The organism is Calidithermus terrae, from assembly GCF_003574345.1.
GTDB classification, from domain to species: Bacteria; Deinococcota; Deinococci; order Deinococcales; family Thermaceae; genus Calidithermus; species Calidithermus chliarophilus.
The window spans coordinates 25,399-47,680 of record NZ_QXDL01000003.1; the positions used below are offsets into that span (position 1 = coordinate 25,399).

Annotated in this window: 20 protein-coding genes, 1 tRNA gene and 1 pseudogene; 3 read left to right on the top strand and 19 right to left on the bottom strand. The window is 71.8% G+C overall.

Going from position 1 to position 22,282, the window contains the following annotated elements:
- Nucleotides 1-41 precede the first annotated feature (41 nt).
- From Mterra_RS00795 to hpaB, 12 genes and pseudogenes are all read right to left on the bottom strand, one after another.
- Complete coding sequence (locus tag Mterra_RS00795) at nucleotides 42-803, bottom strand: SDR family oxidoreductase (RefSeq protein ID WP_119313429.1); 762 nt, start codon at nucleotides 801-803, stop codon at nucleotides 42-44.
- Nucleotides 800-2,002 (bottom strand): 3-oxoadipyl-CoA thiolase, encoded by a 1,203-nt coding sequence (gene pcaF, locus Mterra_RS00800; RefSeq protein WP_119313430.1) that lies wholly within the window; start codon nucleotides 2,000-2,002, stop codon nucleotides 800-802. Before pcaF ends, Mterra_RS00795 begins: the two co-directional genes overlap by 4 nt.
- A 57-nt stretch (nucleotides 2,003-2,059) precedes the next feature.
- On the bottom strand, nucleotides 2,060-2,431 hold the full coding sequence (paaI, locus tag Mterra_RS00805; RefSeq protein ID WP_119313460.1) for a hydroxyphenylacetyl-CoA thioesterase PaaI: 372 nt from the start codon (nucleotides 2,429-2,431) through the stop codon (nucleotides 2,060-2,062).
- A gap of 2 nt (nucleotides 2,432-2,433) precedes the next feature.
- A complete protein-coding gene (locus tag Mterra_RS00810) occupies nucleotides 2,434-3,171 on the bottom strand; it encodes an ABC transporter ATP-binding protein (protein ID WP_119313431.1) in 738 nt (245 codons plus the stop codon).
- A 172-nt stretch (nucleotides 3,172-3,343) separates the two neighbouring features.
- Nucleotides 3,344-5,110, bottom strand: a complete 1,767-nt coding sequence (locus Mterra_RS00815; protein ID WP_119313432.1) for a branched-chain amino acid ABC transporter ATP-binding protein/permease — start codon at nucleotides 5,108-5,110, stop codon at nucleotides 3,344-3,346.
- Nucleotides 5,110-6,141, bottom strand: coding sequence for a branched-chain amino acid ABC transporter permease (locus Mterra_RS00820; RefSeq protein WP_119313433.1), 1,032 nt, complete (start codon nucleotides 6,139-6,141; stop codon nucleotides 5,110-5,112). Before Mterra_RS00820 ends, Mterra_RS00815 begins: the two co-directional genes overlap by 1 nt.
- Before the next feature lie 79 nt (nucleotides 6,142-6,220).
- Nucleotides 6,221-7,396, bottom strand: a complete 1,176-nt coding sequence (locus tag Mterra_RS00825) for an ABC transporter substrate-binding protein (RefSeq protein WP_119313434.1) — start codon at nucleotides 7,394-7,396, stop codon at nucleotides 6,221-6,223.
- Between the two features lie 10 nt (nucleotides 7,397-7,406).
- Nucleotides 7,407-8,072: a 3-hydroxyacyl-CoA dehydrogenase family protein gene (locus Mterra_RS22955; RefSeq protein WP_245971443.1), complete on the bottom strand. Its 666-nt coding sequence runs from the start codon at nucleotides 8,070-8,072 to the stop codon at nucleotides 7,407-7,409.
- An 85-nt stretch (nucleotides 8,073-8,157) separates the two neighbouring features.
- Nucleotides 8,158-8,895: pseudogene (locus Mterra_RS22960) on the bottom strand (3-hydroxyacyl-CoA dehydrogenase family protein); the annotation flags it as partial.
- A gap of 152 nt (nucleotides 8,896-9,047) precedes the next feature.
- Nucleotides 9,048-10,019, bottom strand: a complete 972-nt coding sequence (gene hpaD / locus Mterra_RS00835; RefSeq protein ID WP_119313435.1) for a 3,4-dihydroxyphenylacetate 2,3-dioxygenase — start codon at nucleotides 10,017-10,019, stop codon at nucleotides 9,048-9,050.
- A 23-nt stretch (nucleotides 10,020-10,042) separates the two neighbouring features.
- Nucleotides 10,043-10,489 (bottom strand): 4-hydroxyphenylacetate 3-monooxygenase reductase subunit, encoded by a 447-nt coding sequence (hpaC, locus tag Mterra_RS00840; protein WP_176582493.1) that lies wholly within the window; start codon nucleotides 10,487-10,489, stop codon nucleotides 10,043-10,045.
- 53 nt (nucleotides 10,490-10,542) lie between these two features.
- Nucleotides 10,543-11,997 carry a 4-hydroxyphenylacetate 3-monooxygenase, oxygenase component gene (gene hpaB, locus Mterra_RS00845; RefSeq protein ID WP_119313437.1) on the bottom strand — a complete coding sequence of 485 codons (1,455 nt, stop codon included), beginning with the start codon at nucleotides 11,995-11,997 and terminating at the stop codon, nucleotides 10,543-10,545.
- 213 nt (nucleotides 11,998-12,210) lie between these two features.
- On the opposite strand from hpaB, the gene Mterra_RS00850 reads away from it, so the two are divergent.
- Nucleotides 12,211-13,590 (top strand): PucR family transcriptional regulator, encoded by a 1,380-nt coding sequence (locus Mterra_RS00850; protein ID WP_119313438.1) that lies wholly within the window; start codon nucleotides 12,211-12,213, stop codon nucleotides 13,588-13,590.
- On the opposite strand, the gene Mterra_RS22965 is transcribed toward Mterra_RS00850, so the two are convergent.
- On the bottom strand, nucleotides 13,514-15,112 hold the full coding sequence (locus Mterra_RS22965) for an HD-GYP domain-containing protein (RefSeq protein ID WP_245971451.1): 1,599 nt from the start codon (nucleotides 15,110-15,112) through the stop codon (nucleotides 13,514-13,516). The genes Mterra_RS00850 and Mterra_RS22965 overlap by 77 nt on opposite strands.
- A gap of 73 nt (nucleotides 15,113-15,185) precedes the next feature.
- On the opposite strand from Mterra_RS22965, the gene Mterra_RS00860 reads away from it, so the two are divergent.
- Together Mterra_RS00860 and Mterra_RS00865 are read left to right on the top strand one after the other, a co-directional pair.
- On the top strand, nucleotides 15,186-15,683 hold the full coding sequence (locus tag Mterra_RS00860; protein WP_119313439.1) for a 2'-5' RNA ligase family protein: 498 nt from the start codon (nucleotides 15,186-15,188) through the stop codon (nucleotides 15,681-15,683).
- Between the two features lie 3 nt (nucleotides 15,684-15,686).
- Entirely contained in the window at nucleotides 15,687-17,768 is a 2,082-nt protein-coding gene (locus Mterra_RS00865) for an ABC-F family ATP-binding cassette domain-containing protein (protein WP_119313440.1), read from the top strand.
- 350 nt (nucleotides 17,769-18,118) lie between these two features.
- On the opposite strand, the gene Mterra_RS00870 is transcribed toward Mterra_RS00865, so the two are convergent.
- The 6 genes from Mterra_RS00870 to Mterra_RS00895 all read right to left on the bottom strand — a co-directional run bounded on the left by Mterra_RS00870 (nucleotide 18,119) and on the right by Mterra_RS00895 (nucleotide 22,225).
- Nucleotides 18,119-18,559, bottom strand: coding sequence for a SufE family protein (locus Mterra_RS00870; protein WP_119313441.1), 441 nt, complete (start codon nucleotides 18,557-18,559; stop codon nucleotides 18,119-18,121).
- A 38-nt stretch (nucleotides 18,560-18,597) separates the two neighbouring features.
- Nucleotides 18,598-18,870 carry a DUF1871 domain-containing protein gene (locus Mterra_RS00875; protein ID WP_245971453.1) on the bottom strand — a complete coding sequence of 91 codons (273 nt, stop codon included), beginning with the start codon at nucleotides 18,868-18,870 and terminating at the stop codon, nucleotides 18,598-18,600.
- Nucleotides 18,867-19,304 (bottom strand): MOSC domain-containing protein, encoded by a 438-nt coding sequence (locus Mterra_RS00880; RefSeq protein ID WP_119313442.1) that lies wholly within the window; start codon nucleotides 19,302-19,304, stop codon nucleotides 18,867-18,869. The genes Mterra_RS00875 and Mterra_RS00880 overlap by 4 nt, the downstream gene beginning before the upstream one ends.
- Complete coding sequence (locus Mterra_RS00885; protein WP_119313443.1) at nucleotides 19,304-20,374, bottom strand: ATP-binding protein; 1,071 nt, start codon at nucleotides 20,372-20,374, stop codon at nucleotides 19,304-19,306. The genes Mterra_RS00880 and Mterra_RS00885 overlap by 1 nt, the downstream gene beginning before the upstream one ends.
- 4 nt (nucleotides 20,375-20,378) lie before the next feature.
- Nucleotides 20,379-21,776 (bottom strand): HD-GYP domain-containing protein, encoded by a 1,398-nt coding sequence (locus Mterra_RS00890; RefSeq protein WP_119313444.1) that lies wholly within the window; start codon nucleotides 21,774-21,776, stop codon nucleotides 20,379-20,381.
- A 373-nt stretch (nucleotides 21,777-22,149) separates the two neighbouring features.
- A tRNA-Lys gene (locus Mterra_RS00895) sits at nucleotides 22,150-22,225 on the bottom strand.
- Between the last annotated feature and the right edge of the window lie 57 nt (nucleotides 22,226-22,282).

Genomic DNA, 22,282 nt, shown 5'->3' on the forward strand with positions numbered 1-22,282 from the left:
CTACGTCGTACGCCTAACGCGAAACGCGAGACGTTGGCCGGTCATAGAGCCGTCATCCCCCCGTCCACGGCGAGCACCTGGCCGGTCACGTAGTCGGAGGCGGGGGAGCAGAGGAAGAGCGCGGCCCCGGCGAGTTCGCCGCTGCGGCCCAGGCGGCCCAGGGGGGTGCGCCCGCTCACGGCGGCCTCGATGCGCGGCAGCACCTTCTCGGTCATGCGGGTGGGGAAGAAGCCGGGGGCCAGGGCGTTGACGCGGATGCCGTGGGGGCCCCACTTCACCGCGAGGTCGCGGGTGAGGGCGATCAGGGCGCCCTTGGAGGCGGAGTAGGGGGCGGCGTCCATGACCTCGCTGGGGCTGCCGGCCAGACCGGCCACCGAGGCGATGTTGAGGATCTTGCCGTAGCCGCGCTCTTTCATGCCCCGGGCGGCGATGCGGCTGGCGAGGAAGGTGCCGGTGACGTTGACGTCGAGCACCTCGCGCACCTTGGCGGCGGGGACCTCGAGCGCGTCCTGGCCCCAGGTGACGCCGGCGGCGTTGACCAGCACGCTGAGGGGCCCCAGCTCGGCCTCGACCCGCCCGACGGCGCGCTCGAGGCCCTCCTCGTCCTGCACGTTGCCCACCAGGGGCAGCGCGTCGGGGATGAGCCGGAGGGCCTCCTCGAAGAAACCCTCCCGGCGGGCCAGCAGCGCGACTTTGGCCCCGGCCTCGCGCAGGGCGTGGGCGATCTCGAGCCCCAGGCCCCGCGAGCCCCCCGTCACCAGGGCCACCTGGCCGTCGAGGCGGAACTGCTCGAGCACGCTCATACCTTCTCGACCACCATCGCGATGCCCTGGCCCACGCCGATGCACATGGTCGCCAGGCCGAACTGCACGTCGCGCCGCCGCATCTCGTGGACCAGGGCGGTGAGGATGCGCGCGCCCGAGCCGCCCAGCGGGTGCCCGATGGCGATGGCCCCGCCGTTGACGTTGAGCCGCTCGTCGTCGGGGTCCATGCCCCACTCGCGCAGCACCGCCAGGCTCTGCGCGGCGAAGGCCTCGTTGAGCTCGATGAGGCCGACGTCGGCGAGGGTCAGCCCGGCCCGCTCGAGCGCCTTGCGGGCCGCGGGGACCGGCCCGATGCCCATGATGCGGGGCTCGACCCCGGCCACCGCCGCCGAGCGCACGCGGGCCATGGGCCTCAGCCCGTGGGCCCGGGCGTACTCCCCGGAGGCCAGCAGCAGCGCCGCCGCCCCGTCGTTGAGGCTGGAGCTGTTGCCGGCGGTGACGCTGCCGCCCGGGCGGAACACCGGCTTGAGCTTGGCGAGGGCCTCGAGGCTGGTGTCGGCGCGGGGGCCCTCGTCCTTGCAGACGGCCTCGAGGTTGCCCTTGCGGTCGCGGACCTCCACCGGGATCATCTGGCCGTCGTAGGCGCCGCTCTGCTGGGCCTGGACGGCCTTCTGGTGCGAGCGCAGGGCGAAGCGGTCCTGCTCCTCGCGGGGGATGCGGTACTGCTCGGCCAGGTTCTCGGCGGTCTCGCCCATGGCGTCGGTGCCGTAGAGCTCCTTCATGCGCGGGTTGACGAAGCGCCAGCCCAGCGTGGTGTCGTAGACGGTGACGTTGCCGGTGGCGAAGGGCTTTTCGGCCTTGGGCATGACCCAGGGGGCGCGGCTCATGCTCTCCACGCCGCCGCCGATGTAGACCTGGCCCTCCCCGGCCAGGATGGCGCGGGCCGCGCTCGCCACCGCGTCGAGGCCGCTGCCGCACAGCCGGTTGACCGTCGAGCCGCCCACCGAGATGGGCAGCCCCGCCAGCAGCAGCGACATGCGGGCGATGTTGCGGTTGTCCTCCCCGGCCTGGTTGGCACAGCCCATGTACACGTCCTCCACGTCGGCGCCGGGTATGCCGGTGCGCTCTAAGAGGGCCTTGAGGGGGAGGGCCCCCAGGTCGTCGGGCCGGACCGAAGCGAGCACCCCGCCGTGCTTGCCGACGGGCGTGCGGACTGCGTCGATGATGTAAGCTTCCATATGAACGCTGACGTTTGATGGCCGGTGGCCGCGAGCGTTTTCGCTAACCGCCACCGGCTATGAGCCAGCGGCCTCCTTTCTGAAGACGGTGCCGGTGAACAAGGCCACCCGCTCCGCGCCGCGCCGGACTTCGATGCGGTAGGTGGCGGTGCGGCGGCCCAGGTTCTCCTCGGTGGCGTGGGCCTCGAGGCGGTCGCCCGCTTTGGCCGGCTTGAAGTATTCCATGTGGGTCGAGAGGGCCACGGCCGCCACGCCGTGGGAGTTGGAGGCCAGGGCGAAGGCGGCGTCGGCGAGGCTGTAGAGGAAGCCGCCGTGGCAGGAGCCGTGGAGGTTGAGGTGCTGGGGGCCCACCACGGCCGAGAGGTGGGCCCGTCCCGCGCCCACCGCCTCGACCTTTATGCCCAGCAATTCCATGTAGGCGTCGCTCAGGCTCACTTGGCGGCTTCCTCCCTCGCGCGGATGCCCAGGTAGGACTCGAGCACCCGCGGGTCGTGCAGCAGCTCCTGCGCGGGGCCTTCCATCACCCGCTCGCCGGCCTCGAGCACGTAGCCGCGGTCGGCGAGCTTGAGCGCCATGCGGGCGTTCTGCTCGACGACCAGGATGGTCACGCCCTCCTTCTTCAGCTCGCCCAGGATGCGGAAGATCTCCTGCACGATGAGGGGGGCCAGGCCCAGGCTCGGCTCGTCGAGCATCAGCAGCTTGGGGCGGGCCATCAGCGCGCGGCCGATGGCGAGCATCTGCTGCTCCCCGCCCGACATGGTGCCCGCCAGTTGCTTGCGCCGCTCGCGCAGGCGGGGGAAGAGGGTGTAGACGCGCTCGAGGTCCTCCCGGACGCCCCCCTCGCGCCGCTGCACCCGGGTGAACGCGCCCAGCAGCAGGTTGTCCTCCACCTCCATCGAGGCGAAGAGCTCGCGCTTTTCGGGCACCAGCACCATCCCGGCGGCAGCCAGGGCTTCGGGCGTGCGCCGGGGCAACTCGCGCCCGCGGTAGCTCACGCTACCTGAGGCGCTCACCAGGCCCACCAGGCCCTTGAGGGTGCTGCTCTTGCCGGCGCCGTTGGGGCCGATCAGCGTCACCGCCTCGCCCTCGGCCACGTGCAGCGAGAGGTCGCGCACGGCTTCGACCGCGCCGTAGCGCACGGTGAGGTTCTTGACTTCGAGGATGGTCATGGGCGACCTCCGGTCGCGCCCGGCGTCAAAGGCCGGGCGCCGAACGCCAGGGAACGGCTCGCGGGGGGAGCCCCCGACCACCGGCCACGGGCCCCGCGCCCCGGGCCTCCCGGCACCCGTTCCCCCATCTTTCCACGAGCGGGGGCTTGGCGTTTGGGTTCTTGGCCCCTGTTCATGCCACGGCCTCCCCCAAGTACGCCTCGACCACCTTGGGGTTGCGCTGCACCTCGGCGGGCGAGCCCTCGGCCAGCTTCTCGCCGTAGTGCATCACCACCACGCGGTCCACCAGCCCCATCACCAGGTCCATGTCGTGGTCTACGAGCAGCACGGTCACGCCCTCGCCCACCAGCTTGCGGATCAGGGCGGCGAACTGGCGCTTCTCGCCCGCCCGCAGGCCCGCTGCCGGCTCGTCCAGGAGCAGCACCTCGGGGTTGGAGGCCAGGGCCCGCGCGATCTCGAGCAGCCGCAACTGCCCCAGCGCCAGCCCGTCGGCCTTGTGGTGGGCGATGTGGGCCAGCCCCACGCGCTCCAGCGCCCGGTAGGCCTCGACCAGCGCGGCCTTCTCCTCGGCCTGCGAGAGCCCCAGCATCACCTGGGGGATGCCCGCGCCCGTGCGGGCGTAGGTGCCCAGCGCGGCGTTCTCGAGCACGGTCATCTCGGGGAAGAGGTGGGGGTGCTGGAAGGTGCGGGCCAGCCCCAGCCGGTGCACGGCGTAGGGGGCCTTGCCGCTGATGACCTGCCCCTTGAAGCGCACCTCGCCCTTGGTGGGCGCCAGCACCGAGGTGATGAGGTTGAAGCAGGTGCTCTTGCCCGCGCCGTTGGGGCCGATGAGGCCTAAGATCTCGCCGCGCCGCAGCTCGAAGCTCAGCCCGTTCACCGCCACCAGCCCGCCGAAGTGCTTGACCAGGTGGTCCACCTCGAGCAGCACCTCGCCCGCGCTCCCGCCGCCCACCCGCGCCGGCAGGCCGCTGCCCTCGAGCGGCTTGGGCTTGGCCTTGGGCAGGTAGCGCTCGACGAAGGGCCACAGCCCCCTGGGGGCGAGCATCAGGATGAGCACCAGGATCAGGCCGTAGGCGATGATCTCGTAGTTGCCCGAGCGCCCGAAGAGCACCGGAAGCAGGTCCTTGAGCCACTCCTCCAGCGCCGTCACCAGCCCCGCGCCCAGGATCACGCCGGGGATGCTGCCCACCCCGCCCGCCACCGCGGCGATGAGGTACTTGATCGAGGCGTCGAGGCTGAAGGGGGAGGGGTTGACGAAGCGCAGGAAGTGGGCGTAGAGCCAGCCCGCCAGCCCCGCGTAGACCGCGGCCAGCACGAAGACCTGCAGCTTGAGCACCGCCGGGTTGACCCCGAAGCTCGCCGCCGCCACCGCGTCGCCCCTCGAGGCCCGCAGCGCGCGGCCCACGCGGCTGTTGGTGAGGTTCCACGCCGCCCACGCCCCCAGCAGCACCGCGCCCCACGACAGGTAGAAGAAGGAGCGGGAGTCGCGCAGCTCGAGGCCGAAGAGGGACACCGGCGGCAGGTTGGTGAGCCCGGTGTGCCCGCCGGTGAACTCGGTCCAGCTCCCCAGCACGATGTACAGCGCCATGCCCCAGGCGATGGTGGACAGCGGCAGGTAGTGGCCCTTGAGCCGCACGGTGATGCCGCCCAGCACCACCGCGCCCGCCGCCGCCGCCGCCACCCCGGCGGGCAGGGTGAGCCAAGGGCTCCACCCGGCCTCGGTGGTGAGCAGCGCGGTGGCGTAGGCCGACAGGCCCGCGAAGGCCGCCTGCCCGAAGCTGGTCATGCCGGCCATGCCGGTGAGCAGGTAGAGCCCCAGCGCCACCAGCGCCCCGAAGGCGATGAAGTTGGCGAGGGTGAGGTAGAAGGGGAAGGGCGACAGCAGCAGCGGGGCCACCGCCACCAGCCCCAGTGCGACCCAGACGACCGGCGCGCGCATCACTCCTCCTCCGCGATCTCGTGGCTGCGCAGGCTGCGCCACAGCAGCACCGGCAGCAGCAGGGCGAAGACCAAGGCGTCCTTGAAGGCGCTCGAGGCGTACCCCGCCCACTGCTCGAAGCCGCCCACCACCAAAGCCCCCACCACCGCCAGCGGGTAGCTCACCAGCCCGCCCAGGATGCCGGCCACGAAGCCCTTGAGGCCCAGCAGGAAGCCCTGGAAGTAGGCCGGGTTGATCAGCGGGGCCAGCAGCATCCCCGCCACCGCCGAGATCAGCGTGGCGATGCCGAAGGAGACGTAGCCCGCCTGGCTGGGGCTGATGCCCAGCAGCCGCGCCCCGTAGCGGTTGACGGCGCAGGCCCGCAGGGCCTTGCCGTAGAGGCTGCGGGTGAAGAAGAAGTACAGCCCGGCCATGGCCAGCACGGCGAAGCCGTAGACCAGGAAGGCCTGGTTGTTCACCGGGACGATCCCGACGGTGGTCTGCCCGCCCCACACGGCCGGGAGGCGGTACTGCTCGGGCCCGAAGAACACCAGCCCCAGCCCCTGGTAGGCGAAGTGCAGCCCCACCGCGATGATGAGGTACACCAGCACGGTCGCGTTCCGCACCGGCTCGAAGAACAGCCGGTAGCTCGCCGGCCCCAGCGGCAGCACCACCAGCACCGCCAGCAGCCAGCCCAGCCACGGCGGCACCCCGCGGGCCCCCACCCAGGCCAAAGCCACCACGCCGGCGGCGGCCAGCAAAAGCCCCAGCGCACGGCGGGGGTGGCCGCGCTCGAGCACCGCCCACACCGCCAGCAGCGTGGCCGAGAGCCAGGCCGTGCCGGGGATCTGCCCGCCGAGCTCGAGCCCGCTGACGGCGGGCGGTAAGAAGAAGGCGTAGGTGAGGGGCGCGAACACCAAGAACTCGCCCAGCGGCACCAGGATCACCCGGGTCACCGCGAACACCAGCACCAGCGCCAGCGCCAAGAGCGCGTAGATGGTGCCGCTCTGGATGGCGTCGGCGGCCAGGAAGGAGAAGACGGTCCAGTCCATAAGATCCACAGGACAGCCGGTAGCGGATAGCCGGTCGCGGGGGACCGCCCTCGGCTATCCGCTACGGGCCGCTAGCTGCTCATCGGAACATCCGCACCAGCTTCCACCGGCCGTTCTGCACCTGCACCATCACGGCGGTGTCCTGGAAGCGCAGGCCCAGGTGGTCGTCCTTGGAGAAGCTGAACACCCCGTGCGAGGCCACGACGTTCTTGGTGGCCTCGAGCTCGTCGCGCAGGGCTGCGCGGAAGGCCGCGAGGTTGTCGGGGTTGGCGTTCTTGAGGGTGCGCTCGAGGGCAGCCCGCAGGATGAGCCAGGCGTCGTAGGCGTGGGCGCCGAAGGTGGAGTAGCTGCCGATGCCGAACTTGGTCTCGTAGCGGGTGATGTAGTCGAGGGCGGGCTTCTTGGAGGGGAAGCCGGAGGGCAGTTGCTCGGCCACCAGGATGGGCCCGGCCGGCAGCAGCGTCCCCTCGACGTCCTTGCCGCCCACGCGCAGGAAGTCGGGGTTGGCGACGCCGTGGGTCTGGTAGATCAGGCCCTTGTAGCCGCGCTCGTTGAGGGTGCGCTGGGGCAGCACCGCCGGGGTGCCCGAAGCCCCCACCAGCACCGCGTCGGGCCGCGCGGCGATGATCTTGACGACCTGGCCGGTGACCGAGGTGTCGGTGCGGGCGTAGCGCTCGTTAGCCACGACGTTGAGGCCGCCCTCCTTGGCTTCTTGGGCGAAGAAGGTCCACCAGCCCTCGCCGTAGGCGTCGTTGAAGCCGATGTAGGCCACGGTCTTGACCCCGCGCTCCTTCATGTCGGCGACGATGGCGCGGGCCATGAGCTCCTCGGTCTGGGGGGTCTTGAAGACCCACGAGCGCTTGGCGTCCACGGGCGCGATGATGGCCTTGGAGGCGGCCAGCGAGATCATGGGCACCTTGGCCTCGGCCACCACGTCGATCATGCCCAGCGAGGCCGGGGTGGTGGTGGTGCCGATGACGGCGATGACCTGGTCCTCCTGGATCAGCTTGCGGGTGCTGCGCACGGCCTGGGTGGTGTCGGAGGCGTCGTCGAGGATGACGAACTGCACCCTGCGCCCGCCGATGCCGCGCTTGTTGACCTCCTCCTCGAGCAGCAAGAAGGTGTTGCGCTCGGGGATGCCCAGCGAGGCCGCCGGCCCGGTCGCCGAGACCACCACCCCGATCTTGAGGGGGGCGGGCTGCTGGGAGAGGGCCAAACCTAAGGCCGCGACGAGAAGAAAGAACCATCGTTTCATGCCTGTCCTCCTAAGCGCTTTGCTCTTCGACGGGGTTTGCCGTGGCGGTCAAACCCGCGATACTGCCGAAGCTTTCGAGCCCCGCCGCCACCATGCGGCGCAGCAGGGGGTGGGGCCGGTAGCGGTCCTCGCCGAGCTCGGCGTGCAGGCCCTCGAGCGCCCGCAGCAGCGGCTTGAGCCAGATCAGCTCGGCCCACTCCAGCGGCCCCCGCGGGTAGCCGGTGCCCAGCCGCATGGCCTTGTCGAGGTCGGCGGCGGTGGCGACGCCCTCGGCCAGGGCCGAGACCGCCTCGTTGATCAGCAGGGCCAGCACCCGGAAGCCCACGCCGCCGGGCTGGTCGGGGAGCAGCAGGGTGGGGTGGCCGTGGGCCTCGAAGTAGCGCCGGGCCACCTCCGAGGCGGCGTTGGGCCCGCTCAGGGGGGCCATCACCTCCACCACGGTCGCCTCGCCCAGGGGGGGCACCAGGCTGAAGCCCGCCACCGGGCGGGCGCCGTAGTTGGGGCGGGCCGCGCTCGCGGAGTGGCCCCAGGCCAGCGTGACGACGGGGAGGTCCTCGAGGAAGTCGGCCTTGCGCTCCAGGAGCACCCGGCAGTCGAGCACGAAGCCGGCCTCGCGCACGTCCTCGGTGTGGCGGAAGCGGCGGCGCAGCTCCTGGGCCAGGGCGTTGGGCCCCACGATGAAGGCCAGCGGGGCCGGGTGGATACTTATACCAGCCCTCGCCGGTCTTGCGCCCGAGCATCCCCGCCGCCACGCGCTGGTACTGCAGGGCGTGGGGGCGGTAGCGCGGCTCGGCGTACATGCCCTTGAACACCGACTGCGAGGCGGCGTAGTTCACGTCCAGCCCGATGAGGTCCATCAGCTCGAAGGGGCCCATGGGGAAGCCCAGGCCCCGCAAGACCCAGTCGATGTGCTCCTTGGGCACGCCCTCGCCGTGCAGCCGGAGGGCCTCGCCGTAGAAGGGGCGGGCCACCCGGTTGACCAAGAAGCCGGGGAAGTCCCCCACCCGCACGGGCTCCTTGCCCCAGCGGCGGGCGAGCTCGAGCGCCCGCCCCACCACCGCCTCCTCGGTCTGCACCGCCGGGATGACCTCGACGAGCTTCATGCGCTGGGCGGGGTTGAAGAAGTGCAGCCCCACCACCCGCTGCGGGCGCGGCACCTTCGCCGCGATGGCCGAGACCGAGAGGGTGGAGGTGTTGGTCGCCAGCACGGCGCGGGGGTTGAGCTCCCCGAGCTTGCCCAGCAGTTGCTGCTTGAGCTCGAGCTGCTCCGGCACCGCCTCGACCACCCACTCGGCCTCGGCGCAGCGCTCGAGCTCGCCGGTGGTCTGCAGGCGGGCCAACACCTCCTCGACCGTGCCCGCCAAGCGGCCCTTCTCGGCGGCTTTTCGCAGGTCGTCGCCCATGGCGCTCAGGGCCTTCTCGAGGGCCTGGGGGTAGGGGTCGTAGAGCAGCACGGGGTGGCCGGCCTGTGCGGCCACCTGCGCGATGCCGCGCCCCATGGTTCCTGCCCCGATGATTGCCACGCGTTCGTTCACCCTTCACCCCTGAGGTTTGAGTTTTTATGCCAAACTAACATTCGTTTGTATAAGTTTGCGCCAGTCTAATATGACGGTTTTTCGCCGTCAAGCAGCCCAGGCAACAGATTTCGCCCTCAGATGACGTGCTGGGGGAGGCCCTGGAGCTCGGAATCCTGCAGCTCCACCCAGCCGCCCCCGAAGGCCTCGAGGCGCGAGCCCTCGAGGAACCAGCTCTTGGGGGTGCGCGCGCCCCACAGGGTCTGGCGGCGCGGGTCGTTGAGGTGCCAGCGGATGGGCTCGAAGTCGGGGTCTACGGTGAGGTAGTCGGAGGTGTAGAGCTCGATGCGGTGGCCGTCGGGGTCGCGCAGGTAGAGGAAGAAGGCGTTGGAGATGCCGTGGCGGCCGGGTCCGCGCTCGATGGCGTCGGTCTGCATGGCCCCGGCCAGGATGTCGCAGGCCCTGAGGATGGAGGCGGAGTCGGGCATCCAGTAGGCGAAGTGGTGCAGGCGGGGCCCGGTGCCGTTGGTGAGGGCCAGGTCGTGCACCCCGCCCCGCCGGTGGACCCAGGCCGCCCAGATGCGGCCCTCGTCGTCCTCGGTGTACTCGGTGAGGCGGAAGGCCAGCCGCTGGGTGTACCAGCGCAGGGTGTCCTGCACCCAGGGGCTGATGACGTTGACGTGGTCGATGCGCTGCAATCCCGGCCCGCGGTGCAGGTCGTAGCGCTGCAGCAGCCAGGGGTACTTCACCGACTCGGCGTAGAAGGCCACCGGGGTGCCGAAGGGGTCTTGCAGGCGCAGCAGCTTGGGGCGGTCCTGCTCGCTCTCCCAGCGCCAGGGCAGCCCCTCGGCCTCGGCCAGGGCGACCAAGGCCTCGAGGTCCCCCTCGCCCGCCACCCGGTAGGCCAGGTGCTTGATGCCCGCCTCGGGGGCGAGCTCGAGCTTCAAGGTCCACTCGCGGTCCTCGTTGCCGCGCAGGTACAGCGCCGAAGCGCTCTCGTGCAACACGTTGAGGCCCAGCAGGTCCACGTAGAAGCGGCGCGAGGCCTCGAGGTCGGTCACGTAGAACACCCCGTGACCGACGCGGATGATGTTGGGGATCGTCGCCATGGTCGTGCCTCCCTTTGGAAAGCTCACCGCAGGGTGCGGTAGCCCCGGTTCCAGTAGACCAGCGGCCGCTCCGCCCCGCCCAGCCGGACCGCCTCCACCCGCCCCACCACGATGCGGTGGTCGCCGCCGGGGTAGAGCTGCCACTTCGCGCAGTACAGCGTCGCCAGCGCCCCCTCGACCGACAGGTCGGGGCTCAGCGGCTCGAGGCCGGAGCTCGAGCGGCCGGCGAAGTGGTCGGAGACGGCCTGCTGCCCCTCGGCCAGCAGGCTGATGGCGAAGCGCTCGCCGCGCTCGAGCACCTCCAGCAGGTTGGCGTTCTCGTCCACGCACACCAGCACCAGCGGGGGCTCGAGGCTCACCGAGGTGAAGGAGCTGGCGGTCATGCCGCGGCGCTCGCCGTCGGCCTCGGCGGCCACGATGGTCACCCCGCTGGGCCAGCGCGCGAGCGCGCGCTTGAACAGCTCGCTCAGGGTGGGTTGGCTCACGGCTTCCATAGTCTCTCCCGCGGGCGACTCCGCGCCCATCAGTCGCCCGCGACGGCTTCCTTGGGCTGCTCGCTCCAGCCCAGGAAAGCGCGGATGCGCGCCTTGTAGGGCTCCTTGTCGTAGACCGAGAACAGCGTCTGGTACATGCGCACCGGGTCGCCGAAGAAGAAGCGCTCGTAGAGGGTCTGGCGCGCGCCGAAGGCGCTGGTGGTCATGTCCCAGGCCAGCCGGAAGAGCTGCACCCGCTCGCGCGCGGGCAGGGTGGCCGACTGGAGGTACTTCTCGAGGTACGGCCCCACCGGCCCCTCGAAGTCGGCCTCGCCGGGCAGGGTGATGAGCCCGGAGGCGCTGACCTGCTGCACGATCTCGTTGATGCGCGGGTAGAGCCGGGGGTAGAGGTTGCGCGCCCCGTCGAGCGCGGCGCGGTCGGGGCAGTACAGGCCGTACTTGTTGGGCCTGGCCTCGGCCTCGGCCCGGGTCCAGAAGCCCTTCATGGCCTCGAGGTAGACGATGAGCTCGGCGATCTTCTCCTGCACGTGGGGGAAGGCGTCGGCCCCGATGGTCTCCCCGATGAGGCTGACGAGCCCCAGGAAGGCCTCGGTCTTGGCGTTCTTGAGCACCACCACCTGGTGGGCCATGTGCATCAGGGCCCCGGTCTCGGCGTAGGCGTTGTTGCAGCGCTGGAGGTCGCCCAGGATGAAGATGCGCTCCCAGGGCACGAACACGTCGTCGAAGACGGTGAGGCAGTCCATCTCCTCCAGGCGGCTGGAGAGGGGGTGGTCGTAGCTCGACTCGCCCACCGCCATGCTCTCGCGGCTGATGAAGTGCAGCCCCGGGGTGTTGGTGGGGATGGCGAAGGCCACCGCGTACTTGTCGGCCCCGGGGCCCTCCTTGAGCAGGGTGGAGGGGAAGACCAAGAGCTCGTCGGCGGTGGGGAGCGTCGAGAGCATGCGGGCCCCGCGCACCACGATGCCCTCGGCGGTCTGCTTGACCACGCCCACGGGGATGTAGGGGTCGGGCTGCTCGGTGACCGACTTGGCCCTGTTCACCTGGGGGTTGGTGAGGCAGTGGGTGGTCGAGAGGTCGTTCTCGCGCACGTGGCGCACGTAGTTGCGCACGTTGTCGGCGAACTCGCCGAAGAAGTCGGCCGACTGCTCGTAGGCCATGAGCACCGCGTTGAGGTAGTCGGGGCAGCGGCCCATCATGCCCAAGTTGGCGTCGGCCCACAGCTTGTACGCCGCGCTGCGGCGGGAGAGGTCGGCCTTGCTGCGGGCGGGCAGCAGGCTCATGGCGTAGCGCTCGCCGCCCTCCTCGTAGGTGAGGGTGTCGCGGTGCTTCGGGTCGTGCTGCATGTCGTACAGCGCCGCCAGGCTGTGCACGATCCCCTTGAACACCGGGTGGGCGGCGGGGTCTTCGACCTTCTCCCCCTTGTACCAGAGGTTGGGGGGGTTGTGCCGTAAGGCTTCGATGTACTGTTGTCCGGTACGGGCCATGACTCCTCCTGTGGGCTCGAGCCCAACCACGCTTGGGGTTGATAGCGCCAAGGTACGGCGGCCTCGCCCGGGCGGGTAGTTTGGGAACATACAAATTTCCCCGTCAAATTTGTTCTTCGGTACGAGTTATCCGGGCCAAGTCAGGTCGCGGGGCTAATGGTCCTCCAGGTCTTGGTGGATAATGACAAAACAACCGCTCCGGTTTGGAGTCTTATGCGATTCGACGAGCTCGCCCAAAGCCTGCGCCTGGAGGTCCGGGTCCCCAGCGACAAGGAGGTGACGCTGCTCGAGCCCGCCGAGCGCCCCTCGCTGGTGCAGGGGGCGGTGCTGGTGGGCTCCTCGACCCGCCTGGTGCCGCGCCTGCGCCCCTACCTGGCCGGGTGCTTCGTGCGGGTGGAGGAGGACTTCGCCGCCCTCGAGCAGACCTGCGTGGCCGCGGGCTACGGGCTGGCCCTGCTGCCGCCCTGGCTCTCGCCCGCCACCGCGCTCGACGAGGGGCGCCGCCGGCTGGCCGAGGCCCGCAGCCACGAAGCGCTGGGCCTGGTCAGCACCCTCGAGCTGCTCCTGTCCCGCCTGGCCGACAACCGCAGCTTCCTCGAGGCCCTGGGCGCCGTCACCGGGCTCCCCCTGGCGCTGCTGGCGCCGTGGGGGGAGGTGCTGGCCTGGGTCGGGGCGGTCCCCGCGCAGCACCCCAAGGAGGCGGGGCGCGGGCCGGGCCACCTCGCCCTCGAGGCCGGCGAGTGGCGGCTGGTGGCCTACGGGGAGGCCGGGCGGCTGGCCCGCACGGCGGGGCTCTTGGAGCTGGCCGCCCGGCTGCTGCGCCTGCGCTCGCGCGAGCGCAGCCTCGAGCGGGCGGAGGAGGAGAGCCTGGGCGCGGCCTTCCTCGACGAGCTGCTGCTGGGCGAGGCCGAGCCGGAGCGGGCGTTGGCCTTCGGGCTGCAGCCGGGGCTGGCCCTGGCCCTGGCCCTCCTCGAGGCCCCGGCCCCCCTCGGGCGGCACCGCCTGGCCGAGACCCGCCGGCGCGAGGCGCTGGCGCGGCTCAAGCAGGCGGCGGGGGCTTACCTCGAGCGCCTGGGCGTGCCTTACCTGCTCTCGGGGCGCGGGGCGCGGGCGGTGGCGGTGTGGCAGGTGCACGACGTGGCCCGCGAGGTGCAGGGCCTGCTCTCCACCGCGCCCGAGGGGGTGCGGCTGGGCTACTCGGCCGTCCACCACGACCCCTCCGAGGTGCAGGCCGCCTACCGCGAGGCCCTGATCGCGCTCAAGGCCGCGCGGGCGGGGGAGGCGCTGGGCTTCGGGCAGCTCGACCCGGTGGCCTGGGTGCTGCTGCAGCAGTCGCCCGAGGACCTCAAGGCCCTCGTCGAGCGCTTCCTGCCGGTGCCGCCCAAGCAACTGCGCACCCTCGAGCGCTACCTCGAGCACTCCGGCGACCTCGCCGCCACCGCCGAAGCCCTGCACGTGCACCCCAACACCCTGCGCTACCGGCTGCAGAAGATCGAGGAGCGGCTGGGGGCCTCGCTCAAGAGCCCCGAAACTCTGGCGCGCCTTCATCTGGCCTTGCGGGCGCGGAGCCTGGCCGAGGAGGGGGAGCGCTGAGGCCGCCGAGGGCGGGGTTGCTCTGGCGGGCGTCCTCGAGCAGCTCCTCGAGCGCCCCCTCCTGCCACAGCTCCCACAACGCCCGCACGGCGCGGGGGTCGAGGGACTCGAGCTGCAACTGGCGGTAGGCCTCCTGCGGGCTGAGGGCCCGGCGGTAGGGGCGGCGGCTGGTGAGCGCGTCCCACACGTCGGCCACGGCCAGGATGCGGGCCTCGGCCCCGATGGCCTCGCCGCTGAGCCCGTCGGGGTAGCCCTTGCCGTCCATGCGCTCGTGGTGGTGGCGGATGCCCGGCAGGTGGGGCTCGAGGGCGCGGGCCTGGCGGGCGATGTTGTAGCCGATGAGGGTGTGGCCCTCGACCAGCTCGCGCTCGTCGGGGTCGAGCTTGCCCGCCTTGTTGAGCACGTGCTCGGGCACCCCGATCTTGCCGATGTCGTGCAGCAGCCCGGTGATGTAGAGCTGGTAGGCCTGCTGGGAGCTCCAGCCCAGCTTCCGGGCGATGAGGCGGGCGTAGGCCCCCACCCGCTGGGAGTGGCCGCGGGTGTAGGGGTCGCGGGCGTCGATGGCGGCCGAGAGGGCGTGCACGGTGTCGCGGTAGAGGTCCTGGTTGCGCTGGCGCTCGACCTCGAGGGCCTGCGAGAGCGCGTTGAAGCCCTCGGTGAGGTCGCCGAGCTCGTCCCAGGCGATGGCGCTCACCCGCACCCCGGACTGCCCGGCCCGCACCTGCCGCATGGCCTCGAGCACCGCCCGCAGCGGCCGGGCCACCTCCCGCGACAGCAGCACCCCGCCCGCCAGCACCAGCGCCAGCCCCGACGCCAGCCCCCAGGCGATGAGCGCGGGCAGGGCGGCAGGGTCGGGGGCGGTGCCGTAGCCTTGGAGCTTGAAGTAGGCCAGCAGGGCCACCTGCCCCAGCGGCAGCAGGCCCAGCGCCACCATGACGCCGAGCACCTTGACCAGGAAGGGCACCCGCAGCCGCGACCACGCCACCCCCGCGTCGCCGTGGCGTGCCCGCAGGTGGGCCAGCAGGCGCTGGGACTCGGCCGCGCCCACCAGGTACTCGACGGTGGCGTGCAGCGCGGCGTTGAGGGGGTACCAGGGCAGCAGGTAGAGCATCGCTTCGGGCCCGGTGGGGAAGCCGCCGTAGCGGTGGGCCAGGTGCACCAGGGGGAAGAAGGCGGCCAGGATCGCCAGCAGGTGCGGCCCCATCACCCGCCCGGCCGAGAGCAGCGGCCACAGGCTCAGGGCGTGGTAGGCGGCGCGGGCGGCCTCGAGCCCCCCGCCCCCCTCGGCGAAGACCCGGCGCGCGGGGGCGAGCTGGCGGCGGGCCAGCCACAGGTCGGCCGCGGCCATCGGCACGCTCACCAGCACGCCCAGCCCGGCCGCGTACAGCCAGGCCCAGGGCTCCCAGGCGAAGTAGAGCCCGTGGACGATGAGCGCGTTGAGCAGTACCGCGAGCGAGCCCCAGAAGTAGGCCCAGACCGACCGGCGCAGGAAGGTGGCGAAAAGGCGTTGCTCCGTCGTCATCCCTTAAGCCCAAGAATAGCCTGCCGATAGGAAGATTCCTGGTTACTTTGGCCCAGCCTGTATACTGCCGCATGTGTACGGGATCCTGGTCTGGCCCCCCGAGGAGCTGGGGGAGTTCTTGCTCGAGCTGCAGCGCCAGCACCGGGTCAAGGGCTTCGGCCCGCCGCACCTCAACCTGCGCCAGCCCTTCGAGTGGGAACACGGCGAGGAGTCGCTGAGGAAGGCGGTGCAGGGCATCCTGCGCAGCCACGCCCCCTTCCGGCTGCGCCTGGGGGGATGGGCCAGCTTCCCGCAGGGGGTGGTGTACCTGCGGGCCTACGGCGGCGCCCCCTTCCGCAAGCTGCACCACGCCCTCGAGCCCCTGGCCCCGCCCCTCAAGGAGATCGAAGGCCCCAGCTACATCCCCCACCTCACCCTGGCGCTGGGGCTCAGCCCCGAGGCGGCACAGGAACTCGCCCGCACCCTGCCCCCGCCGCGCCGCAAGTCCTTCGTGCTGCGCGAGGCCGCCCTGGTGCAAGACAACACCGACGGCGACCTCGTCGAAGTCGCGCGATTCCCCTTCGCGGGCTGAACGATGTCGGCGCCGGTCTACCTGCGGCTGCTCGAGGCCGAGAAGCACTTCGGCGAGCGCAAGCTCCTGAGCCGGGCCAGCTTCCGGCTGTCGCGGGGCGAGAAGGCCGTCCTCATCGGCCCCAACGGCGCGGGCAAGACCACCTTGTTCCGCATCCTGGCGGGCCGGGAGAGCCTCGACGGGGGCCGCCTGGAGCGCCTGGGGGGCACCCGGGTCTTCTACCTCCCCCAGGACTTCCGGCCCAAGGGGGGTAGCGTCTGGGAGCTGGCCTACCGCAGCACGCCGCTGTGGGCGGCGGAGCAGGCGCTGGGGCAGGTCACTCCCGAGGAGAGCGCACCCGCCTGGGAGCGGGTGCGCGAGCTGAGCTTCTGGAAGGGCCGCGTCGGCCGCACCCTGGCCGGCTTCGGCCTGGGGCAGGAGCTGTGGGAGCGCGAGGTGTCGGGGCTATCCGGCGGGGAGGGCGTGCGGCTGGGGCTGGCGATGGCCTTCCTCTCCGGCGCCGAGGTGCTGCTGTTGGACGAGCCCACCACCCACCTCGACCTGCGGATGCGCCTGCGCCTGGAAGACCTGCTATTGGCCTACCCCGGCGCGCTGGGCCTCATCTCCCACGACCGCGCCCTCCTGGCCCGCGTCGCCAGCACCGTCTACCACCTCGAGGCCGCCCAGCTCATCCGGGTGGCGGGCGGCTACGCGACCTACCTGCAGGAGAAGGAGCGCATCCAGCGCACCGTCGAGAAGGCCCGCAAGGAGGCCGAGAAGGAGCGCGCGCGCCTGCTCGAGGCCCTCCCCGACCGCCGCCGCCCCGGCCAGGACCGCCGCCGCGCCCAGAAGGCCCAGCTCGAGCAGCGCGCCGAGCGCATCGAAGCCCCCGACCCCCTGCCCCCCGAGCGCCGCTGGAGCCTCGAGATCGCCGCCGAGGGCACGCCGCGCCTGGTGGCCGAGGTGCGCGACCTCGAGAAGCGCTACGGCGAGCAGCCCGTGCTGCACGGCGTCAACCTGCGCGTCTTCCGCGGCGACCGCATCGCCCTGCTGGGCCCCAACGGGGCGGGCAAGACCACGCTGCTGCGGCTGCTGCTGGGCCGCGAGTGGCCCGACGCCGGGGAGCGCGAGGTCATGCCCGGGGTGCGCACCGCCTACCTCGACCAGCACCTGCACGGCCTCGAGCCCGACAAGGGCCTCTTCGAGCAGTTCCGCGAGCGCTTCGGCGAGGCCCGCGCCGCCGTGATGCTCGGCCGCATGCGCTTCCGCCCGCCCCACTGGTTCGACCCCCCCAGCCGCTTCTCGGGCGGGGAGCGGGCTAGGGCCGGGTTGGCGCTGCTCTCGGGGCTGCGGGCCGGGCTGCTGGTGCTCGACGAGCCCACCAACCACCTCGAGCTCGAGCTGCTCGAGGCGCTCGAGCGCGCCCTCACCGACTACCCCGGCACCCTGCTCTTCGTCTCCCACGACCGCGCCCTGGTGCAGAAGGTCGCCACCCGCTTCTGGGGCATCGAGGGGGGGCGCCTGGTCGAGTACCCCAGCTACCGCGAGGCCGAGGCCGCCATGCTGGGCAAGCCCGCCCTGCGGCAGAACCCCTACGGCGAACCCCCCCACGAGCCCGAAGCCCCGGCACAAGACCGCGACCTCGAGGCCGAGCGCCTGGCCCTGCGCGAACGCCTGGACCACCCCGGCCTCAGCGAGCGCGAACGGGCCCGCCTCCGCGCCGACCTCCAAGCCCTCGAGGACGGGCTCCACCAGCACTACGCCGCCGAGTTCTACCGGCCCCACCCCTACCGCCACGCCGTGGTGCAGGGCGGGGTTCCCGTATTCGCCGACGTGGAGCTCGGCCTCTGGCACTTCTGGAGCCGCGAGGGCTCCCTCACCGGCGAGCGCGCCGGCGGCGCCGTCCTGCTGGCCGGCGAGGCCCCCCGCCGCACCCTCCAGGGCGCCCTGCGGATCCTGTTCGAGCTCGAGGACGCCGGCCTCGTCACCCACCAGGGCAAAACCTACGAACGCTCCGCCTACGAGCGCCCCTTCACCCGCCCCGCCGCCCCCACCCCGCGCAGGCACAGGCAGCGTAGACGGAAGCCCAGGGCTGGGACTGTGTAGGGAGGCGGAAAGCCCGTGGGGAACCCCTCCCCGCCAGCGTCAAGGGTCTAGGGTCGAGGGCCAAAGCGTCTTGCGTTTGGCGTCTGGCGTACGGCGTAGGACGTACGACGTACGACCCGCGCCCGACTATCAGCTATGGGCTATCCGCTATCGACTATCAGCGTCTCACGCCCTCACCTCCCGCCGCCGGGCAGCTCCCAGCGCCCGGGGGCGAAGGCGGGCTCCCCCACCAGCACCCGCCCCCCGCGCAGGACCGGCGGGTACACCGAAAGCCGCCACCCGACGGGCGAAACCCCGTCGTAGGGGTGTTCCCCGCCCAGGTAGTCCTCAGAAGGGGCCGGGGGCGGGCCTCACGCGCTCACGGCTTCGCGCACCTGCCGCTTGATGCGGGCGAGCACCGCCTGCAAGCCCCGCAGGCGCAGCGGCGTCACCACCTCCTCGAGGCGGGCGAGGGTGTAGAAGTCCTCGGGGACGCTCAGCACCGTCTCGGGCGACTCCCCCTCCAGCCCCTCCGCCAGCATCCCGGCGAAGGCCCGCACCGTGGGGGCCTCCTTGGGCGCGTCGAAGAACAGGTGCACGGCGGGGCCCTCGAGCTCGGCGTGGACGAAGAAGGGCGTGGTGCACTCGTGGACCTGCTCGAGCTTGGCCTCCATGCCCTCGGGCAGGGGCGGCATCTTCTTGGCGAACTCCAGCAGCATCTCGGTCTTGAGGACCTTGGGGGCCGACCCCAGGGTCTTGACCACCTGCTGGAGCTTGGGCGGCAACTGGGCCAGGCGTTCCTCGTGGCTCATGCCCTGGATTCTACTTTCCGGCCCCCGGCCCCATGGTGTCAGCCCGCACTCTGGGCCTGCTTGAGCCTCCAGAGGTCCTGGGCGAGGCCTAAGTAGTTGCGCGCGTGCCCGGCTTGGGTGCCGTAGCTGAGGTAGAGCACCCGGTGCACGCCCGCGGCGAGCTCCTCGGGGCTGGCGCTCTGGCCCATGATCGCGACGACCTCCGCGGCCACCGGGCCGTAGAGGGTCTCCGGCGGGGTCAGCTCGGCCATCCCCAGGGGGTCGTAGATCTCCAGGTAGGTCTGGACCTGGGCCTCGAGCGGGACGTTCACCCGTCCAGGATAAGCCCGGCCGGGTCGCCCGAACGTATACTGCCTCCCCGCTCCACCCGCGCCAGCATGCCCCTCCGCCCGCCGGCGAGCCCCCTGAGGGCGGGGTAGGCGGCGTAGAGGTGGGCGCAGGGGCTGCAGCGCAGGGTGACGACGAGCACCGCTTCCCCCACCTGCAGCCGGGTCCCGGGCTCGAGGCCCATGGGGTCGAAGTCGAGCACGACGTTCTCGCCCAGCGAGCCGTAGGGCAGCTCGAGGCCCTGCGAGGCCAGGAAGCCGTAGGTGGCCTGCCCCAGCAGCAGCACCTGCCGGTCGGGGCGCTTGCCCGCCTTGCGGTCGCCCTCGACCCCGAAGCCCTCGAGCAGCCGCACCGACTCCCGCGCCGGGCGGGGCAGGCCGCGCTCGCCGCCCGCGTGCAGCGAGAGCACCCGGCCCATCAGCGGTGCCAGTCGGCGAACTGCCGCGCCGTGCGGCCGGAGAAGCCCCGCCCCTCCTGGGCGAAGCGCAAGGCGGCCTGCCGGGTCGCGTCGTCGAGGTCGCGCTCGAGCAGGTAGCTCACCGTGCGCAAAAAGCCCTGCTGGTCGAAGGGGGGGAAGGTGAGCACCAGGCCGAAGCGGTCGGCCAGCGCCAGCTTGTTCTGCAGGGTGTCCCAGGCGGCGGGGTCGGTGGAGCCGGGGTCGGGGCGGTCGGCCCAGGACTCGTTGATGAGGTTGCGGCGGTTGGACGTGGCGACGACGAGCACGTTGGCCGGGCGCTGGTACACCGCGCCCTCCAGCAGGGCCTTGAGCTGGTGGAAGCCGGGGTCCTCGGCGCTGAAGGCCAGGTCGTCGAGGTAGAGCACGAACTTGTGGGGGAGGGGGCGCAGCACCTCGAGCAGGGCCGGTAGCTGCCCGAGCCCCGGGTACAGCACCTCCACCAGCCGCAGCCCCCGCGCCGCGTAGGCGGTGCGCAGGGCCTTCACCGCCGTGGACTTCCCGCAGCCGCGCGCCCCGTACAGCAGCGTGGACAGGGCGGGCTGCCCCTCCAGGAAGCGCTCGACGTTGGTGCGCAGCGCCGCGACCTGCCGCTCGAAGCCCACCAGGGCCGCGAAGCTCACCGGGTCGGGGTTGGGCACGGCCTCGAGCCGCCCCCCGAAGAGGTAGGCGCTGTGGCGGGCGAAGGCGCCGTAGCCGTGCTGGCGGTAGAGGTGCAGCAGGCTCTGGGCGTCGCCCTCCTCGAGCACCTCCAGCGCCGCGACCTCGGCCGGGAGCGGCGGGCGCAGCCCGAAGCTCGCCAGCCGGTCGGAGGTGCGCAGCACGTGCAGCCGCTGGCGCAGGGCCAGCAGTTCGTCCTCGATCACCTGGGCCAAGCCCGGGCTGAGCCCCTGGGTCAGCAGCTTGCGGGCCAGGTCCTCGGCCTCCAGCAGCAGCGCGGCCAGCCGCCAGCCCCAGGGCTCGCCCTCGGGGAGGTCGGCCTCGAGCAGCGCCCGGCGGGGCGGCTCGGGGAGCGGGGGGAAGAGCGTGGACACGCGGCTATTGTACCGGCCGGGCCTCGCGCTCGCCGACCACGGCGGGGAGCTCGCTCAGGGGGTCGAGGTCTAAGAAGGTGTCCACCAGCGTGGGGTCGAGCTTGCGGCCGCGCTGGTACTCGAGCTCGTCGAGGATGCGCTCGCGGGGCCAGGCCTCCTTGTAGGGGCGGGGGTGGCTCAGCGCGTCGAAGGTGTCAACGACGGCGAAGACGCGCGCGAGCAGGGGGATGCCCTCGCCCTTGAGGCCCTCGAGGTAGCCCTGCCCGTCCCAGGCCTCGTGGTGGTAGCGCACGACCTCGAGGGTCTCGCGCGGCAGGAAGGGCACCTTGCACAGCATCTCGTAGCCGATGTGCACGTGCATGCGCATGAGCTGCCACTCCTCGGGGGTGAGCTGGTCCTCCTTAAGGAGGATGCGGTCGGGCACGCCCAGCTTGCCGATGTCGTGGAGGTAGGCCCCCCAGCGCAGGTACTCGCGGTCGCGGGTGTCGATGCCGAGCTGGGCGGCCAGCCGGTCGGCCCAGCTTGCCACCCGGTGGGTGTGGCCCTGGGTGTCGTGGTCGCGGTACTCCAGCGCCACCCCCAGCGCCAGCAGGGTGCCGTCGTAGGCGGCCTCGAGCTGTTGCAGCGCTTCCATCTGGCCGAGCTGCGCCCCCATCACCCGCGCGAGCGAGGTGGCGAGCGCCTTCTCGTCGGACTGGAAGGGCTTGGCCCCGTCGCGCGCTAAGATCAGCACGCCCAGCGAGCGGCCCTGGCGGGCCGAGACCGGCACGGCCGCGCTCGACCACTTGGTGCTCTCGGGCACGCCCTCGAGGTAGCTGCCCAGCGAGAAGGAGTCGGTGAGGGTGGCCCGCATGCTCAGTTGCTGGCGCGGCAGCTTGCGCCCCTGGTAGCGCTTGAGGTCGCCCCGCGCGCTGATGACCACCGGCTTGCCCTCGCGGAAGCGCACGAAGGCGATGTGGGGGGCCACCTCGAGCCTGGCTACCGCCTCCACGCCGGTCTCCACGAGCTCGGCGGTGTCGGGCGCCGCGCTGATGTCGATGGAGCCCTCCTCGAGCACCTGCATCTGCCGCAGGGTCTCCTGCATCTGCACCTGCTGGCGCAACTCCCGCTGCCGCCACAGCGCCAGCAGCACCAGCGCCATCACGCTGGGGAGCACGCCGTGGGGCATGAAGTCGGGCTCGAGCGCGCGGTGCCGGAAGGCGAAGAGGGTGCCCATGTAGCCCAGGTACAGCGGCACCAGCCACGCCAGGCTGTGCCGCCCGTCGCGCCACACCCAGGGCAAGAGGGGAATGAAGCCGAACAGGCCCAGGGTCTGGGTCGCGCCCAGCTCCCTCGAGCCGTACCCCCAGACCACCATCCCCAACAGCGAGGCCCACCGGTGGGCCTGGGGGATGAGCGACATGCGGTTAAGTATGGAATGAATCAGCCTTCCCACGAGACGCGCTAATGGTATCACGCGAAATTAGAGCCGCCCGGGTGATTTGCACATCGGCCATGAACCGGCTTTATAGCAGGTTTTGGAGCGCCAGGGACGGTTCTCGCGGCGGGCTACGGGGCTCATGGAACGCTCGGGGTCGGCTCGGGCAACTTGGATAATCCTCACGTACCGCCCTGCTCCCTGCCTTCCAGCGCCCCGGACACCGTTTCCCCCGGCGAACCGGGCCACGCGGCCGGTCGCAGGATTTGGCCTTCGTTAGGAATAGCCGCAGGGTGGGGGCGAGAAGCCGTTCCGGCTGCAAAGAAAGACCCCAGGAACGCAGTCCTGGGGTGTTGTCTGGTGCCCCCACCAGGGCTCGAACCTGGAACCTACCGATTAAGAGTCGGGAGCTCTACCAATTGAGCTATGGAGGCGAGTTTTTCGCGTCAGGTTCTGCGCCTGACAGCGTTCACAAGTCTAGCCAACTCCGC

Coding starts and splice junctions, on each gene's coding strand:
- Mterra_RS22965 (WP_245971451.1), bottom strand. CDS start 15,112: ATGACGACGGAGCAACGCCTTTTCGCCACCTTCCTGCGCCGGTCGGTC.
- Mterra_RS00890 (WP_119313444.1), bottom strand. CDS start 21,776: ATGTCGCTCATCCCCCAGGCCCACCGGTGGGCCTCGCTGTTGGGGATG.
- Mterra_RS00820 (WP_119313433.1), bottom strand. CDS start 6,141: ATGGACTGGACCGTCTTCTCCTTCCTGGCCGCCGACGCCATCCAGAGC.
- Mterra_RS00815 (WP_119313432.1), bottom strand. CDS start 5,110: ATGCGCGCGCCGGTCGTCTGGGTCGCACTGGGGCTGGTGGCGGTGGCC.
- Mterra_RS00865 (WP_119313440.1), top strand. CDS start 15,687: ATGTCGGCGCCGGTCTACCTGCGGCTGCTCGAGGCCGAGAAGCACTTC.
- hpaB (WP_119313437.1), bottom strand. CDS start 11,997: ATGGCCCGTACCGGACAACAGTACATCGAAGCCTTACGGCACAACCCC.
- pcaF (WP_119313430.1), bottom strand. CDS start 2,002: ATGGAAGCTTACATCATCGACGCAGTCCGCACGCCCGTCGGCAAGCAC.
- Mterra_RS00795 (WP_119313429.1), bottom strand. CDS start 803: ATGAGCGTGCTCGAGCAGTTCCGCCTCGACGGCCAGGTGGCCCTGGTG.
- Mterra_RS00810 (WP_119313431.1), bottom strand. CDS start 3,171: ATGACCATCCTCGAAGTCAAGAACCTCACCGTGCGCTACGGCGCGGTC.
- Mterra_RS00870 (WP_119313441.1), bottom strand. CDS start 18,559: ATGAGCCACGAGGAACGCCTGGCCCAGTTGCCGCCCAAGCTCCAGCAG.
- hpaD (WP_119313435.1), bottom strand. CDS start 10,019: ATGGCGACGATCCCCAACATCATCCGCGTCGGTCACGGGGTGTTCTAC.
- Mterra_RS00850 (WP_119313438.1), top strand. CDS start 12,211: ATGCGATTCGACGAGCTCGCCCAAAGCCTGCGCCTGGAGGTCCGGGTC.
- Mterra_RS00880 (WP_119313442.1), bottom strand. CDS start 19,304: ATGGGCCGGGTGCTCTCGCTGCACGCGGGCGGCGAGCGCGGCCTGCCC.
- Mterra_RS00825 (WP_119313434.1), bottom strand. CDS start 7,396: ATGAAACGATGGTTCTTTCTTCTCGTCGCGGCCTTAGGTTTGGCCCTC.